At 65.8% G+C, this 14,792-nt stretch carries 16 protein-coding genes and 2 tRNA genes; 9 read left to right on the top strand and 9 right to left on the bottom strand.

Annotated features, from left to right (window positions below):
• The first annotated feature begins 49 nt into the window (after positions 1-49).
• Genes gatC through gatB form a run of 4 tightly spaced genes read left to right on the top strand, consistent with a single transcriptional unit; the run spans position 50 to position 3,574 of the window.
• Positions 50-352 (top strand): Asp-tRNA(Asn)/Glu-tRNA(Gln) amidotransferase subunit GatC, encoded by a 303-nt coding sequence (gatC, locus tag NP825_RS10585; protein ID WP_166939344.1) that lies wholly within the window; start codon positions 50-52, stop codon positions 350-352.
• Positions 352-1,833 (top strand): Asp-tRNA(Asn)/Glu-tRNA(Gln) amidotransferase subunit GatA, encoded by a 1,482-nt coding sequence (gene gatA, locus NP825_RS10580; RefSeq protein ID WP_257543149.1) that lies wholly within the window; start codon positions 352-354, stop codon positions 1,831-1,833. Before gatC ends, gatA begins: the two co-directional genes overlap by 1 nt.
• A complete protein-coding gene (locus tag NP825_RS10575; protein ID WP_257543147.1) occupies positions 1,830-2,108 on the top strand; it encodes a hypothetical protein in 279 nt (92 codons plus the stop codon). The genes gatA and NP825_RS10575 overlap by 4 nt, the downstream gene beginning before the upstream one ends.
• Positions 2,108-3,574 (top strand): Asp-tRNA(Asn)/Glu-tRNA(Gln) amidotransferase subunit GatB, encoded by a 1,467-nt coding sequence (gatB, locus tag NP825_RS10570; RefSeq protein ID WP_257543145.1) that lies wholly within the window; start codon positions 2,108-2,110, stop codon positions 3,572-3,574. Before NP825_RS10575 ends, gatB begins: the two co-directional genes overlap by 1 nt.
• 14 nt (positions 3,575-3,588) lie before the next feature.
• On the opposite strand, the gene NP825_RS10565 is transcribed toward gatB, so the two are convergent.
• Together NP825_RS10565 and NP825_RS10560 are read right to left on the bottom strand one after the other, a co-directional pair.
• Positions 3,589-4,500, bottom strand: a complete 912-nt coding sequence (locus NP825_RS10565) for a hypothetical protein (protein WP_257543143.1) — start codon at positions 4,498-4,500, stop codon at positions 3,589-3,591.
• Positions 4,501-4,570: 70 nt separating this feature from the next.
• Positions 4,571-5,323: a hypothetical protein gene (locus tag NP825_RS10560; protein WP_257543141.1), complete on the bottom strand. Its 753-nt coding sequence runs from the start codon at positions 5,321-5,323 to the stop codon at positions 4,571-4,573.
• A gap of 303 nt (positions 5,324-5,626) precedes the next feature.
• Here NP825_RS10560 and NP825_RS10555 point away from each other — a divergent pair, with 303 nt between their 5' ends.
• A complete protein-coding gene (locus NP825_RS10555; protein WP_257543139.1) occupies positions 5,627-6,115 on the top strand; it encodes a hypothetical protein in 489 nt (162 codons plus the stop codon).
• 22 nt (positions 6,116-6,137) lie between these two features.
• Here the strand turns inward: NP825_RS10555 and NP825_RS10550 are convergent, their stop codons facing one another.
• Together NP825_RS10550 and NP825_RS10545 are read right to left on the bottom strand one after the other, a co-directional pair.
• Positions 6,138-7,820, bottom strand: a complete 1,683-nt coding sequence (locus NP825_RS10550; protein WP_257543137.1) for an amidohydrolase — start codon at positions 7,818-7,820, stop codon at positions 6,138-6,140.
• Between the two features lie 162 nt (positions 7,821-7,982).
• A complete protein-coding gene (locus tag NP825_RS10545) occupies positions 7,983-8,180 on the bottom strand; it encodes a hypothetical protein (protein WP_257543135.1) in 198 nt (65 codons plus the stop codon).
• 169 nt (positions 8,181-8,349) lie between these two features.
• Between NP825_RS10545 and NP825_RS10540 the strand changes: the two genes are divergently transcribed.
• Positions 8,350-8,434: transfer RNA gene (locus NP825_RS10540), tRNA-Leu, on the top strand.
• 92 nt (positions 8,435-8,526) lie between these two features.
• Entirely contained in the window at positions 8,527-10,077 is a 1,551-nt protein-coding gene (gene tig, locus NP825_RS10535; protein WP_257543133.1) for a trigger factor, read from the top strand.
• Between the two features lie 112 nt (positions 10,078-10,189).
• Here the strand turns inward: tig and NP825_RS10530 are convergent, their stop codons facing one another.
• Together NP825_RS10530 and NP825_RS10525 are read right to left on the bottom strand one after the other, a co-directional pair.
• Positions 10,190-10,528, bottom strand: a complete 339-nt coding sequence (locus NP825_RS10530; protein ID WP_257543131.1) for a GIY-YIG nuclease family protein — start codon at positions 10,526-10,528, stop codon at positions 10,190-10,192.
• 67 nt (positions 10,529-10,595) lie between these two features.
• Positions 10,596-11,213 carry a DNA-3-methyladenine glycosylase gene (locus NP825_RS10525; protein ID WP_257543129.1) on the bottom strand — a complete coding sequence of 206 codons (618 nt, stop codon included), beginning with the start codon at positions 11,211-11,213 and terminating at the stop codon, positions 10,596-10,598.
• Positions 11,214-11,314: 101 nt separating this feature from the next.
• On the opposite strand from NP825_RS10525, the gene NP825_RS10520 reads away from it, so the two are divergent.
• Positions 11,315-11,632, top strand: a complete 318-nt coding sequence (locus NP825_RS10520) for a 2Fe-2S iron-sulfur cluster-binding protein (protein WP_257543127.1) — start codon at positions 11,315-11,317, stop codon at positions 11,630-11,632.
• 142 nt (positions 11,633-11,774) lie between these two features.
• On the opposite strand, the gene rlmB is transcribed toward NP825_RS10520, so the two are convergent.
• Positions 11,775-12,536, bottom strand: coding sequence for a 23S rRNA (guanosine(2251)-2'-O)-methyltransferase RlmB (gene rlmB, locus NP825_RS10515; protein ID WP_257543125.1), 762 nt, complete (start codon positions 12,534-12,536; stop codon positions 11,775-11,777).
• Between the two features lie 80 nt (positions 12,537-12,616).
• On the opposite strand from rlmB, the gene NP825_RS10510 reads away from it, so the two are divergent.
• A tRNA-Tyr gene (locus NP825_RS10510) sits at positions 12,617-12,702 on the top strand.
• Positions 12,703-12,732: 30 nt separating this feature from the next.
• Here NP825_RS10510 and NP825_RS10505 read toward each other — a convergent pair.
• Positions 12,733-13,155, bottom strand: coding sequence for a DUF4112 domain-containing protein (locus tag NP825_RS10505; RefSeq protein ID WP_257543123.1), 423 nt, complete (start codon positions 13,153-13,155; stop codon positions 12,733-12,735).
• 41 nt (positions 13,156-13,196) lie between these two features.
• Positions 13,197-14,690 (bottom strand): ABC transporter substrate-binding protein, encoded by a 1,494-nt coding sequence (locus NP825_RS10500; protein WP_257543121.1) that lies wholly within the window; start codon positions 14,688-14,690, stop codon positions 13,197-13,199.
• Between the last annotated feature and the right edge of the window lie 102 nt (positions 14,691-14,792).

Below are 14,792 nucleotides of genomic sequence, written 5' to 3'. Positions count from 1 at the left end.
CGCCGGACACAATGCTAGCGGCCCAGCTTCTCCCGATAAGGCGATAATGATGGCAATCGATCAGGCAACAGTCAGGAAGATAGCGTCGCTGGCGCGCATCGCGATCAGCGATGCCGAAGCCGCGGCGATGGAAGGCGAATTGAACGGCATCCTCGGCTGGGTCGAGCAACTCGGCGAGGTCGATGTGACCGGGGTCGAGCCGATGACGGCGGTGATCCCGAACACGCTCAGGCTGCGCGACGATGTCGTCGACGCCGACCCGCTGACCGGTGGCAACCGCCGCGACGATATTCTCGCGAACGCGCCTGCGCCGCAGCACGGCTTTTTCGGCGTTCCCAAGGTGATCGAATAATGACCGAGCTTACCAACCTGACCGTCGCGCAGATTCGCGACGGGCACCGCGCGGGCGATTTCAGCGCCGTCGAGGTCGCGGAGGCGTTCAATGCCAATGTCGCGGGCGCGAAGGCGCTCAATGCGTTCATCGTCGAGACGCCCGAGCTTGCGCTGGCGGCGGCGAAGACGGCCGACGCCGACCGCGCCGCAGGGACGTTGAAACCGCTATCGGGCGTGCCGATCGGCATGAAGGACCTGTTCGCGACCAACGGCGTCCAGACCACCGCCGCGAGCCATATGCTCGAAGGTTTCGTGCCGCGCTACGAGTCCACGGTGTCGCAGAAATTGTGGGATGCGGGCGCGGGGATGCTCGGGAAGCTGAACCTCGACCAGTTCGCGATGGGATCGTCGAACGAGACGAGCTATTTCGGCAACGTCATCAGTCCGTGGCGGCGCAAGGACGGCGGCAATGCCGCGCTCGCGCCGGGCGGCTCGTCGGGCGGCAGCTCGTCGGCGATCGCGGCGCGGCTGTGCCCCGCGGCGACCGGGACCGACACTGGCGGCTCGATCCGCCAGCCTGCGGCTTTCACCGGCATTTCGGGGATCAAGCCGACCTATGGCCGCTGCTCGCGCTGGGGCATCGTCGCCTTTGCGAGCTCGCTCGACCAGGCGGGGCCGATGGCGCGCGATGTGCGCGACTGCGCGATCATGCTCGAAAATATGGCGGGCTTCGATCCCAAGGACGCGACGAGCCTCGATTTGCCAGTGCCGAATTGGGAAGCGGCTTTGTCGAGTGATCTCAAGGGCAAGGCGGTCGGTATTCCCAAGGAGTATCGGCTGGAGGGCATCGACCCCGACATCGACGCGATGTGGGATGCCGGGATCGCGATGCTGAAGGATGCGGGGGCCGACGTCGTCGAGATCAGCCTGCCGCACACCAAATATGCGCTTCCCGCCTATTATATCATCGCGCCCGCCGAGGCGTCGTCGAACCTCGCGCGCTATGACGGCGTGCGCTACGGTCTGCGCGATCTGCCCGAAAAGGCAGGGTTGCAGGACATGTACGCCGCGACGCGCGCCGACGGCTTCGGGCCCGAGGTCAAGCGCCGGATCATGATCGGCACCTATGTGCTGTCGGCGGGCTTCTACGACGCTTATTACACGCAGGCGCAGAAGGTGCGGACGCTGATCGCGCGCGATTTCGAACAGGCATTTGCAAGCTGCGACGTGATCCTCGCGCCGACCGCGCCGTCGGCGGCGTTCGGGCTCGGCGAAAAGACTGCCGATCCGCTGGCGATGTACCTCAACGACGTGTTCGCGGTGCCCGCGAGCCTCGCGGGGCTGCCCGCGATGTCGGTCCCCGCGGCGCTGAACCGCGAAGGGCTGCCCTTGGGCTTGCAGATCATCGGCAGGGCGTTCGACGAGCAGGGCGTGCTGAACGCGGGGTTGGCGATCGAGGAGCGCGCGGGCTTTACCGCGCGCGCAGAGAAGTGGTGGTGAGTTTGCACCTGTCCGTTAAGCCCATCTACGGCTGGGGTTGGACGGACGGGATTGGCACGATCGAACCGCCACGCGAGTTTACAGCCGTTGTCGAGGACGGCAGCGAACAGTTGGTTGGCGTTGTCGGATCGGGTGAATTTTCCGGTTGGAGCGTCGCAATGTCGAAAAGACATGCCGGTCCCTTTGACGGATTGGTGAATGTGACGATCCTAAACAATGGCGCGGATAAAATATTCTCCGGATCAGCGGAGATATCGAAGGACTTGATGGAATAATGAGCGACTATCGCATCAAGGGCGAAACCGGCGAGTGGGAGGTCGTGATCGGCCTCGAGGTCCATGCGCAGGTCACCTCCAACGCCAAGCTGTTTTCGGGCGCCGCGACGGCGTTCGGAGCCGAGCCGAACACGCAGGTGTCGCTGGTCGATGCCGCGATGCCGGGGATGCTGCCGGTGCCGAACCGCGAGTGCATCCGTCAGGCGGTGCGCACGGGGATGGCGATCGAGGCCGAGATCAACACATGGTCGCGCTTCGACCGCAAGAATTATTTCTATGCCGATCTGCCGCAGGGTTACCAGATTTCGCAGCTTTATCACCCGCTTGTCGGCGAAGGCTCGCTGACGATCGAGGCCGATGAAAAGGCGGGTCTGCCTGAGGCCAAGCGCATCGGGATCGAGCGTATCCATGTCGAGCAGGACGCCGGCAAGCTGATGCACGACCAGCATCCGACGATGTCCTATGTCGACCTCAACCGATCGGGCGTCGCGCTGATGGAGATCGTCTCGCGCCCCGACATGCGCTCGCCCGCGGAAGCCGGGGCCTATGTCCGCAAGCTGCGCTCGATCCTGCGCTACGTCGGCTCGTGCGACGGCAATATGGAAGAAGGCTCGATGCGCGCCGACGTCAACGTGTCGGTTCGCAAGCCCGGCGACGAATTCGGGACGCGCACCGAGACGAAGAACGTCAATTCGGTGCGTTTCGTGATGGCGGTGATCGAGGGCGAGGCGAAGCGCCAGGTCGAGTTGATCGAAAGCGGCGGCACGGTGGTGCAGGAAACGCGCCTTTACGATCCCGACCGGAACGAGACGCGGTCGATGCGGTCGAAGGAAGATGCGCATGATTATCGCTATTTCCCCGATCCCGACTTGCTGCCGCTGATCCTCGACGACGCGTTTCTGGCGGAGTGCCGCGAAAGCCTGCCCGAACTGCCCGACGCCAAGCGCGCGCGTTATCTGAGCGAAGGCATTTCGGCCTATAACGCCGACGTGCTGACCGCCGAGGTCGAGGCGGCGCGCTGGTTCGACGCGCTGCTCGAAGCGGGCGCGAAGCCGGTCGCGGCGGCGAACTGGGTGACGAGCGAGTTGTTCGGTGCGCTCAATCGGCTCGGCAAGGACATTTCGGAATCGCCGGTCAGCCCGGCGCAGGCCGCCGAACTGCTCGGCCTTGTCGCCGACGGCACCATTTCGGGGACGATCGCGAAGCAGGTGTTCGAGAAGATGCTCGAAAGCGGGAACGGCGCCGCGGCGATCGTCGATCGCGAAGGCCTCAAGCAGACGAGCGACACCGGCGCGATCGAGGCCGAGATCGCCAAGGTGCTCGCTGCCAACGCCGACAAGGTCGAGCAGTATAAGGGCGGCAAGGAAGCCTTGTTCGGCTTCTTCGTCGGGCAGACGATGAAGGCGATGCAGGGCAAGGCGAACCCGCAGGTCGTCAACGAACTGCTGAAGAAAGCGCTCGGCTGACCGGCCGGGCTTCGTCAGCCCTCTTCGTTCGCCGGGGGCAAGGTCTGCACATGGACGAGGCCCTTCGACCAGAGGAGCATTCCGCCGTCCGGATCGCGCGCGATCAGCGGGCCATAGAAGCCGGCACCGAAAGCTTTTTCGCGATCCTTGCCGGTCAGGCGCTGTAATTCGGCCTCGGTCAGGTTCAGCGCGTAGGGAATCGATCGTTGGAGGCTGCCGAAAGCCTTGTCCAGCGCGACCCTGGCCCGGCGCCCGTCATCCGCGGCCCATGCGGCGACATTGTCTTCCGGCGCATAGGATCGCCGATCCAGTTGCACGACGCTGGTGATCGTCTGCCGATAATAGGGCGCGGGCGCGGCGCCGTGTGCTTTGTCCTTTGCCTGATGGACCAGGGAAATTTCGGCCACGGCGCGGATTTGCGTGAAGTCGGGCGACAGGCCGTAGCTGTAGGCGATGAACGCGATTTGCGGCGTATCGGCGGACGCGGCGAAGGCGCGGCGGCCATCGGCGGAGGCGTCCTTGCTCAGCGCGATGTCGCGGGCGCGGAACCAGCCGATTTGCCCGAGCGCCGCGCCGGTCGTTGCGAGCGCTAGCGCATCGGCGTCGAAATCGCCCAGCACCTGGCGTAGCGGCGCGACGGTCGCTTCGGCTTTTTGGGCGGCGGCGTCGCGCATCCGTCTGCCTTTGTCGTCCATCGACTCGATGAGGATCGCGCCGATCAGGCCGCCGCCGCCCGCCGAGCTGGCCACGCGCCCGACGTCGACGCTCGTCTCGATCCATTTTTGGGCGAGGACGATCTGGACCGCGCGGCCGTCGGCGGCGCGGTCGCGTTCGGCGACGATGGCCGAGGGCTTGGCGGGCGCAGGCGCCGCCATCGCGGCGGGCGCGACGACGGCGGCAAGGCAGAGGCCGATCAGCAGGCGCAAGGCGGGCTTCCTGTGACGAACGGGATACAGGGCGCCACCGCCGGAAGCGGCGGCTACCCCGCATCTCAAATCATTTGGCGGGCGCGTAACCCTTGGCGAATTCGAGGAAATTCTTCACGAAGACCTCGCGCAGTTCCTGGTTGGCGGCGGCCTCTTCCTCACCGGTCTTGGGCGGGAAAATCGAAAGGCCGTTGCCGCCGCGCCCCTTGACCATCGCCGTCTCCTTCTTCCCGGTACGGAAATCCTTGACGATGAAACGGTTGTTGAGCGAGCGGCCGTAGATCGCCCGTTTGGTATAGAAATTCTGGGTGATGATCAGTTCGACGTAGCAGGCGGCCGCCGACGGGCTGAGCCGGGTCGTCGCCTTGGTGCTGATCTTGCGGTCGGCGATCGGCGTTTCATAGATGATCTGCGACGGCGGCAATTTGAGCGCTGCAAGGAGGTCGATCGATTGCAGCGCGTCGATCTGCATCTGCGGCCCCAGGGCTTCCTTCAGATATTCGGCTTCGCTGATATTGCGGTTCTTGTTCGACGCGGCATCGGCGACCGCGCCCACGATGCCGAAGCCGGACAGCCAGCCGGTGGTCATCGCCTGCCCCTCGATGGTCGGGAAGACATGAAGCTCGCAGTCCGGGACCGGCGCCGCTTCGACCGGTGGTGCCGCGGCATCGAGCGGCGCGACGGGGGCGGCGGCTTCCTCCGCCGCGACCGCGGTCGTTTCGGCCGGGGTATCGGATGCCGGCTGCGCGGCCGCCGCCATGATCGGAACGCAGGCTGCGGCGATCGTCGCGATAACGGCCCTGGTTCGCATAATATTCGTCATTGTCGACCCCCTGTTCCCAAACAGGGGCGACATTCGAGCGGAATCGCCGCGCTTCCTTGCAGACGCGCGATCGAATGAGCGGCATTCGACGACGCGCGGCAAGCCGCAGGTCCGGTTTGATGTAGCAACCCCCGTGACCGGACCGAATGGCCGGACGATCCCGTTGCTAATTTGCGCCGGAATCTTTGCAAGGGCTTTTCGCGCCATTCCGGAAATATGCCGCCGCCCCAAAAGCATTGACGTCCGCCGCCGGTGATCGCTAACACACTGGAATTGCAATCGGAACGAGGTAGCGAAGAGATGATGCGAAACAGGTTTTCGGCCGGCGCGCTGCTGGTTCTTGCGACCATGGGCGGAGCCGCTGCCGCAGCGGGCGGAGAGGCGCCTGCGGTGACCGACGGCTACGACTGGACGATGCGCGTCGATGACGAGGAGCGCGCGCAGAGCGCGGTTCTGGCCTATGAAGTCGCCGATACCGACGACCAGCCGCTGGCGTTCGCTTGCGAAGAGGGCGGAAACCGCATCTTTGCGAGTATCACCGGCGGCGATCCCGAACTGAGCGCGATCGAACTGACCTCGGGCGACGCCCGCCTGCAGCTCAAGGGCACCACCGACGCCGAGGAAATGCCCTATTTCTCGTCCGAGGAGATTGCGGGCGGCTCGCCCCTGATCCGCGCGTTCGCCGCCAACGGCTGGCTACGCCTGACCGCGTCGGGCGAAACGACCGACATGGCGGCGACGGCAAAGGGCAGGGACGCGATCGCGCGGTTCGTGCGCTTCTGCACCGAATAGAGCGGGCCTTTCGCGGGGGCGGTCAGTCGGCGCGTTTCCAGACCGTCTGTCCTTCCTTGACCGTCTCCAGCACCTTGATGTCGCGGATCGCGTCGACCGGCGTGGTCAGCGGATTTTTGTCGAGGATGACGAAGTCGGCGAGCAGCCCGGCCTTGATCCGGCCTTTGCGATTTTCCTCGAACGCCTGCCACGCGGGGCCGGTGGTGAGCGCTTGCAGGCCTTCGTAGGCGCCCAGCCGCTCGTCAGGGCCGCTGACCACGCCGGTCGGCGAGACGCGCGCCATCGAGGTCCAGAGCATGAAGCGCGTGTCGAGCGGCGTGACGCTATAGTCGCTGTGGTTCGACGGGATCAGACCCGCCGCGCGTGCTGACTTCAGCGGGCTGATGAAATCGACGACCTCCGTGGGGAAGTTGGTGCGGTGGACGTCGGCCCAAAACCAGGCGTGGTTCGAGAAATAGGAGGGGCCGACCCCGATGCGCTTGTAATCGGCAAGCTGGTCGCGGCGCTGGAATTGCGAGTGGATGACGATCGGGCGGCGGTCGTCGGCGGCCTTGATCCCGGCGGCGTCGAAGCCCTTGATCGCCATGTCGATCGCCGCGTCGCCGTTGGCGTGGACGAAGATCTGCCAGCCGCGATCGGTGACCTTTTTGGCGAGGTCGTCGAACGCCGCCTGATCCATCGCCGGAGCGCCGTGCCACGGGTGGCTGCCGTCGGGGGCGCCGCGGGCATAGTCGCGGGTGAAATAGCCGGTGCGTGCCTGCACCGACCCGTCGAGGATGACCTTGATCCCCTGCAATTTCACATGGCCGTTATATTGGCCGAAGCGGATGTCGGGCCGCGCGAGCAGCGCGTCGAGCCCGGTGTAGAGCGGCAGCAGCGCGAGGTCGATCTTGAGGTGCTGGCGCGCGGCGGGGCCGGTGAAGAAGGCGAGGTCGGCGGGCATCGTCGCGCCGTCCTGCGCATGGGTATAGCCTTCCGCGAAATAGCGCTGCTGCGCCGCGTCGAGCCGCGCGAGCTTTTGTTCGGGCGAGAGCTGGGGCATCGCGGCGAGCATCAGGAAGGTCGACTTTTCGAGCAGAACGCCGTTCAGATGCCCGTCGGCATCGCGCAGCATCATCCCGCCCGGCGGCGGCTGGCTGGCGTCGGTCAGCTTCGCGGCGGCGAGCGCGGCGCTGTTCGCGACGAGCGCGTGGAGCGACTGGTGGAGCACGACGATCTTGCGGTCCGCCGCCACCGCGTCGAGCTCGGCGCGGGTGATGTGGCGCTTTTCGGCGAGCTTTTCATGATCATATTGCCAGACGATCACCCAGCCGTCCTTCGGGATCGCCTTGCGCGCGATATAATCGCGGATGACGCTTTGCAGCGAAGGGATGTCGGTGACGGGCGGCAGGGTCTTGTCCCAGAGGTCGAGCCCGTCGGCCATCTGCATCGCGACCGCGAAGTGCGAATGGGCATCGACGAAACCGGGAAGCATCGTCGCGCCCTTCAGGTCGTGGATCGCCGCGTCCTTGCCCGCGGCGGTGCGCGCGGCCTTTTCGTCGCCCGCGAAGGCGATCCGGCCGTCCTTCGCGACGACCGCCTCGACCATGTGCGGCGAATCGCCGTCCATCGTGATGATCGTCCCGCCGCGATAGAGCGTCGCCTCCTCGGCGGCGGCGGGCGCGGCGATCAGCAGCAGCGCCGCGAGCGTGGCGATGGATTTCATATGTCTCTCCCTCGCCGAAACCGTGGCGGGGAAGGGGGGAGGAGGTCAAGTCTCTCTTTGCTACCTAATCTTCGTCATTCCCGCGAAAGCGGGAACCCAGCGTGGGGTCAGCCGACGCACGCTCTGGGTTCCCGCTTTCGCGGGAATGACGAAGGAAGGGACTCAAACCTGCTGCGGCGGCACTTCGCTGGGTCCGCGGCCGGGTTGATCGGTGTCGCCGCCGCCCGGACCTCCGGGGATTTCCTGCGGCTGGCCGGCGGGGTCTTCGAGCGGGGTCGGCTGGACCGGCTTTTCGGGCGGCGACTGCGGTTCGATCGTGTCGGGTTTGGGTTTCGGAAGCGGGTCGGGGGTGGCGGTCATGGCGATTCTCCTTGGCCTAACCAACGAACCGGCGCGGCGCATGTTCCGGCCCGCGGACATAGCGCAAGGTCCGCCCTTGCCCTTGGCCGCGCGTCTGCTATAGCCCCGCGCGGCCCGCACGGGCGTGCGCGGCAGCGCGCGATTTCGTGCATCCGGCCGAAAGCTCTCAGCGGGCGTGGCGGAATTGGTAGACGCGCTGGTTTTAGGTACCAGTATCGCAAGATGTGGGGGTTCGAGTCCCTTCGCCCGCACCACGCTCCGCGAGCTTTGACCGGACATAGGGGAACGCCGCCTTTCGGGCGGGGTTCATCGATACGAGATTTTGAGCAAGGATAAGACCAAGGCAATGAAGACCGTCGAAACGCTGAACGAAGGCCTGAAGCGCGAATATCGCCTGACCATCACCGCGAAGGATATCGACGCGCGCGTCGATGACGAAGTGAAGGCGATCGCGCCGACCGTGCGGATGCCCGGCTTCCGCCCCGGCAAGGTGCCGCCGAACCTGATCCGCAAGATGCACGGCGAGGCGCTGAACGCCGACGCGCTCAACAAGGCGATCGACCAGGGCGTCAAGGACCTGATGGCGAAGGAAAAGCTGCGCCCCGCGCTGCAGCCCGGCGTGACGCTCGCCGACGGCTATGAGCGCGGCAAGGATGCCGAGCTGACCGTCGCGCTCGAAGTGCTGCCCGATATCGCGACCCCGTCGATCGAGGGGCTGAAGCTCGAGCGGCTGACCGTTCCCGCCGACGACAAGGCGGTGATGGCGAAGATCGAGGAATTCGCCGCGCAGATGAAGCGTTTCGAGGAAGCGCCGAAGACGAAGAAGGCGGCCCAGGGCGACCAGGTCATCATCGACTTCGCGGGCAGCGTCGACGGCGTCGCCTTCGACGGCGGCACGGGCGAGGACATGGCGGTCGAGATCGGCTCGGGCCAGCTCATTCCCGGCTTCGAAGACCAGCTCGTCGGCGTCAAGACCGGCGACGAAAAGGTGCTGAAGGTGACCTTCCCGGACGAATATCCGGTCGAAAACCTGAAGGGCAAGCCCGCCGAATTCGCCGTGACGGTGAAGGAAGTGAAGGTTCCGGCCGCGTCGAAGATCGACGACGAGTTCGCGAAATCGCTCGGCCTCGAGAGTCTCGACAAGCTCAAGGAACTGATGAAGGATCAGGTCGAGCAGGAACTGAACGGCCTGACCCGCACCTATATGAAGCGCAAGCTGCTCGACCAGCTCGCCGCGAGCCACGACTTCGACGTGCCGCCGACGATGGTCGAGGCCGAGTTCGGCCAGATCTGGCAGCAGCTCGAGCATGAAGCGAGCCACGAGGAAGATCCCGAGGCGGCCAAGGCCGAGCTCGAAAAGGATCGCGACGAATATCATGCGATCGCGGTGCGCCGCGTCCGCCTGGGCCTGCTCCTGTCGGAAATCGGCCAGGCGCACGGCGTGCAGGTGTCGAACCAGGAAATGCAGCGGCTGATCATGCAGGCGGCGCAGCAGTATCGCCCCGAGGATCGCCAGCGCTTCGTCGAATATGTCCAGCAGGACGCGCTCGCCGCTGCGCAGCTCCGCGCCCCGCTGTATGAGGACAAGGTCGTCGACTTCCTGTTCGAGAAGGCCGAGATCAGCGACCGCGAAGTGACGCGCGAGGAGATCGAGGCGGCGATCGAGGCCGACGACGACGGTCACGTCCACGGCCCCGGCTGCGGTCACGACCATGACCACGACCACAAGCCCGCCAAGAAGGCGGCGGCGAAGAAGCCCGCCGCCAAGAAGGACGCGGTGAAGGAAGAGGCCAAGGCCGAGAAGGCCTCGGCGAAGAAGGCTGCACCGGCCAAAGCTGCGGACGAGAAGCCGGCCGCGAAGAAGGCTCCGGCCAAGAAGGCGGCGGCGAAGAAATAAGCCTCTTCGCTTTGCGAGAGATCAAAGGCCGGGTGGAGGATGCTCCGCCCGGCCTTTTTCTGTGCGGCTGGTGCGTACCCGACTTTCGTCAGCCCTTGCTTCCCTTCCTTCGTCATTCCCGCGAAAGCGGGAACCCAGTTCGGCCTATCGGTTCGAACCCCAAGTCCTCGGCCAGATCGCGCCAGTCCGGGTTGCCAGTCTCGATTAGTTCCAGCTTCCACGCGCGGTTCCATTTCTTGATGCGCTTTTCGCGCTGGATCGCGGATTCCATCGTCGCGTGTTGCTCGAACCACATGAGGAGTTTTACTTCATATTCGCGGGTGAAACCGGGGATCAGCCCCTCACGATGCTGGTGAATGCGTTGGAGCAGGTTGGAGGTCACGCCGGTGTAGAGCGTGCCGTTGCGGCGCGACGCGAGCAGGTAGACGGTCGGGCCGAAGTCCTGCGGCATTGAGGGCGCTACTGGGTTCCCGCTTTCGCGGGAATGACGAGGATGGGAAGGGGCATTCCCGTATCCCTCAGATCACGTCCATATTGTAGCAATGCCAGCTGAAGATCGCCGCCGAGCCGCGATGCGGGCGCCAGGGTTCGGCCAGTTCGCGCGCCTGTTTCTCGCTCGGCCGGGCGCCGAGGCCGAGGATGCGGCCGACTGCTTCCTGAACCGCAAGGTCGCCCGCGGGCCAGATGTCGGGACGCCCCTCGGCGAACAGCAGGTAGATTTCGGCCGACCAGCGGCCGATACCCTTGACTTGGGTGAGCAAGGCGATCGCTTCCTCGTCGTCGGCGGGGAGGGCGTCGAAATCGAGCGCGCCGTCGAGCACGAGCTGCGCGAGACTCTTGCTATAGCCCTGCTTCTGCCCTGACAGGCCGCAGGCGCGCAGCGCGTCGAACTCGGCGGCGGCCATCACCTCTGCGGGGCAACCCTCGCCGAATGCGGTTTCCAGCTTGTTCCAGATCGAATTGGCGGCGGCGACGCTCACCTGCTGGCCGACGATGGTGCGGAGCAGGGTGGTATAGCCGCGCTCGCGGATGCGCGGCGGCGGATAGCCGGCATTGCCGAGCGCGCGTGCGAAATTGGCGTCGATCGCGGCGATGGCGTCGATTCCCGCATTCAACTGCTCCTGGCCGAAGCTCATCGCGATATTCTCCTTTTGTTCGCATCGCTTCCGTAGCAGCGCTTGATTTGGCGCGCAACGCGCGACATAGGCCATCCGAATCAAACCATATGGGGACGAGCATGGCCAAGCTGATTGTGGTGACGCGCGACGGAAGCGAACATGAGATCGAAGGCGACACCAGCCTGACCGTGATGGAGAATATCCGCGACGCGGGCTTCGACGAGTTGCTCGCACTATGCGGCGGCTGCTGCTCGTGCGCGACCTGCCATGTCCATGTCGAGGACGGCAACAAGGATGCGATGCCGGCGATGAGCGAGGATGAGAACGACCTGCTCGATTCGACCACCGACCGCGACGAAAATTCGCGCCTGTCCTGCCAGATCCCGTTCAGCGACGCGCTCGACGGGCTGCGCGTGCGGATCGCGGCGGAAGATTGAGTTTGATCGTCACCCCAGCGAAAGCTGGGGTCTCCGGCGTTCCGCACGGACGATAGCGGTCAGTTAAGGGTTGGACATGCCCCGCATGTCCAAGGGTTGTCCGGGGACAACCCGACCCTTCACTCTTTCGCTGGGACGACGATCAAGCCGTCGCGACCGCGTAGAGCGCGATCGCCGCGGCGTTCGAGATATTGAGGCTCTCCATCCGCGGCGAGATCGGCAGCTTCGCCAGCACGTCGCAATGCTCCATGACATTGTGGCGCATTCCGTCGCCCTCCGACCCGAGCACCAGCGCGACCTTGCTGCCGTCGAGCGTCGAGGCGAGGGTGGTGTCGGTGTCGCCCATCAGCCCGATGCGCCAATATTGCGCTTCGGCGATCTCCTCCAGCGCGCGCGACAGGTTGACGACACGCACCCACGGCACGCTTTCGAGCGCGCCCGAGGCCGAGCGCGCGATGACGCCGCTTTCGGGCGGGCTGTGACGATCCTGGGTGATGATCGCGGCGGCGTCGAAGGCGGCCGCCGAACGCAGCACCGCGCCGATATTGTGCGGGTCGGTGACCTGATCGAGGATCAGCAGCGGCCGCGTGCTGCCCGCGTCGCTTTCCGCCTGCAGCAGATCGCCGAGATAGACCTCCTCGAGCGGATCGACTTCGATCACCAGCCCCTGATGCGGCGCGTCGCGCGCGACGAGCCGCGCAAGGTCGGCGACGTCGGCATAGCTGATCGGCAGCACCGGCGGCAGGTCGAGCTGCCCCAGCGCCTCGCGGGTGCCCCAGATGCGCTTGACGCGGCGTTCGGGGTTGGCGAGCGCGGCCAGAACGGCGTGGCGGCCCCAGAAGCGAATGGCCTGTCCGCGCTGGCTTTGGCCGGCGGGACGACGATGGCGAGAAAATTGACGCATGATGGGGCGCCTTTCCCATGACTGCCATTGACAGGCAAGTCTCGTTTCGCCATTGGACCGCTTCCCAAAGCGGGCCCCATGGACAGGTGGCCGAGTGGTTAAAGGCAGCAGACTGTAAATCTGCCCGGGTTTCCGTACGCTGGTTCGAATCCAGCCCTGTCCACCATCTCCTTTTCGCCGATCGGCACCCAATACCCTACTGGTCGATGATCATCGTCCCCGGGTGATGCTTGTCGAGGTGCTTGCGGATGATCCGCAGGTTGCGGCTGTTCGACCGGAAGAGAAAGTCGAAGGCGTCGCCCGCGATCGGGATTGCGCCCAGCGCGGTGTCGACGCCGAGGTTGCTGATCATCCGCCAGATCTTCCACTTCGACATGCCTAGGTTGCGCGCCTCCCAGATGATATAGGCGCCCATCGTCGCGGTGATGACATCGCCGACGATGGGGACGAGGCCGACGATCGCATCGAGCCCCACCGGGCGATTGATGCCGGGGATGACGAAGCTGCGTTCGAGCAGATATTCGAGCGTCTCGATCCGCTTGCGAAGCGCGGCGGGGTCGCGGCGGTTCGACACCAGCGCGTCGAAAATCGCGTCGGGATTGGGGGTGGAAGGGGCCATGCGGGTCCTTTCAGAGGGCGCCGGGGGTGCGCGCCGCTGTATTACTTAGGTAAGGCAATCAGGTGATTCAATGGGTGCGCGGCGCGGGCGTTGGCGCGCATCCCGGTCAGCCGCTGCGACGCGATCGACCAGCGCAGCGGGGTCGCGAGCGGAATGAAGGGGGCATAGCGCGCGAGCATCGCTTCGGCCTCGCCGACCTGGCGCGCGCGCTGACCCGCATCGATATTGGCCATGGTCGCGTCGATGCGCTGCTGCGCGTCGCGATTGCAGAGCGTGTCGGGCTGGCACGACAGGCGGCGCAGCGCCCACAGCGCATCGTCGTTCGGCGCGACCTCGTCGATCAGGCGGAGGTCCGACGCGGCGTTCATGCCGACGCGTTTGCTTTCGAGCCCGATCGCCGCGAAATCGGCGGCGACATAGGCGAAGAGGATGCGCCCACCCGGTGTGTCGGGAACCGCGATGCGCAGCGGGTCGATCGTGCGGCCGGCATGGCGCCAGGCATCGACGGCGCGTTTCGCCTGGATCTGGCGCGAGGCCTCGTCATAGGCGGTCCAGGCGGGCAGCAGCGGCTCCGGTCCGCCGTCGCGGCGATAGACCGAGGGCCGGAGCGCCTCCTGCGGCTGCCATTCGGTGAGCCCGAAGGCATCGACGAGCCGCTGGCGCCGGATCGCGCGCGACAGCGCATCGCGATTGACGTCGGTCGCAAGGAAGCCCTCGGCGCGAGAGAAGGCGAGGCCGAAGAGGCCGGGCGCGGGATCGACGATCAGCCGCGAGCGGCCGATATTCGTCGCGGCGAAATAGGGGAGGGTCGAAAAGCGCCCGCCGACGACGCCGTCGGCATAGCCGTTTTTGAAGCGCGCGACCGCGCCCTGCGGCGAGGTGCCGATCAGCTCGATCGACGCCGCAGGATCGTTGGCGGCGGCTTCGGCCGCCTCCGGATCTTCCGCCAGCGGGTCGGGGGCGGGCGAGAGCAGGACCGCACGGCCGACTTTGTGCACCCGCATCGGGCCCCAGCCCATGCCCTTGTAAACGATCGCCATCGACGGCTGCGCGAGCAGGTCGAGCATGTTCGGCTGCGGCACCGACAGGCGAATCTCGATGACGCTGTCGGTCATCGCCTTGATCGTGTCGATCTCCGGGAAGTCGGACTTGAGCAGGTGGCGGCTCGCCGGCGCGAGATAGGCGCGCAGCACCGCGGTGACATCGTTGGCGGTCACTTTGCGCCCGTTGGTCCATTTGGCCTCGCGGATGCGGAAGATATAGCTGCGCCCGTCGGCGGTGACGGTCCAGCGTTCGGCGAGGCCCGTGTCGATCTGTCCTTCGCCGTCGAAGCTGACCAAGCCCTGCGCCGAGGCGTCGAGCAGCGCCGCATTGGCGGCCGACAATTCGCCGTTCAGCGGGTTGGCGGCGGTATTCAGCGGCCCGATCGCGGCGATTTTGACCGGACCACCGCTGCCGAACAGTCCGCACCCGGCGAGCGCGAGGGTCGCGGACGCGGTGAGCAGGACGGCGGCGGCAGGGCGAAGGAAGCGCATCGCGTCACCCTAAGCCGACATGGCAGGAATTGGAATCGTCATTGCGAGCGAAGCAATCCAGAGTGGCGTAACCCGCCCTGGATTGCTTCGCTTCGCTCGCAA

It is taken from the genome of Sphingopyxis sp. DBS4 (genome assembly GCF_024628865.1).
In the GTDB taxonomy this organism is placed as follows: Bacteria; Pseudomonadota; Alphaproteobacteria; order Sphingomonadales; family Sphingomonadaceae; genus Sphingopyxis.
Note: the sequence above shows the minus strand (reverse complement) of the source record. Positions and strands in the feature narration are given on the sequence as shown.

Bases quoted from the DNA above. Each gene is read 5' to 3' on its own strand.
- NP825_RS10525 (WP_257543129.1), bottom strand. From the start codon at position 11,213: ATGAGCTTCGGCCAGGAGCAGTTGAATGCGGGAATCGACGCCATCGCC.
- NP825_RS10545 (WP_257543135.1), bottom strand. From the start codon at position 8,180: ATGACCGCCACCCCCGACCCGCTTCCGAAACCCAAACCCGACACGATC.
- NP825_RS10500 (WP_257543121.1), bottom strand. From the start codon at position 14,690: ATGCGCTTCCTTCGCCCTGCCGCCGCCGTCCTGCTCACCGCGTCCGCG.
- gatB (WP_257543145.1), top strand. From the start codon at position 2,108: ATGAGCGACTATCGCATCAAGGGCGAAACCGGCGAGTGGGAGGTCGTG.
- rlmB (WP_257543125.1), bottom strand. From the start codon at position 12,536: ATGCGTCAATTTTCTCGCCATCGTCGTCCCGCCGGCCAAAGCCAGCGC.
- NP825_RS10530 (WP_257543131.1), bottom strand. From the start codon at position 10,528: ATGCCGCAGGACTTCGGCCCGACCGTCTACCTGCTCGCGTCGCGCCGC.
- NP825_RS10555 (WP_257543139.1), top strand. From the start codon at position 5,627: ATGCGAAACAGGTTTTCGGCCGGCGCGCTGCTGGTTCTTGCGACCATG.
- gatC (WP_166939344.1), top strand. From the start codon at position 50: ATGGCAATCGATCAGGCAACAGTCAGGAAGATAGCGTCGCTGGCGCGC.
- NP825_RS10505 (WP_257543123.1), bottom strand. From the start codon at position 13,155: ATGGCCCCTTCCACCCCCAATCCCGACGCGATTTTCGACGCGCTGGTG.
- gatA (WP_257543149.1), top strand. From the start codon at position 352: ATGACCGAGCTTACCAACCTGACCGTCGCGCAGATTCGCGACGGGCAC.
- NP825_RS10560 (WP_257543141.1), bottom strand. From the start codon at position 5,323: ATGACGAATATTATGCGAACCAGGGCCGTTATCGCGACGATCGCCGCA.
- NP825_RS10520 (WP_257543127.1), top strand. From the start codon at position 11,315: ATGGCCAAGCTGATTGTGGTGACGCGCGACGGAAGCGAACATGAGATC.
- NP825_RS10550 (WP_257543137.1), bottom strand. From the start codon at position 7,820: ATGAAATCCATCGCCACGCTCGCGGCGCTGCTGCTGATCGCCGCGCCC.
- tig (WP_257543133.1), top strand. From the start codon at position 8,527: ATGAAGACCGTCGAAACGCTGAACGAAGGCCTGAAGCGCGAATATCGC.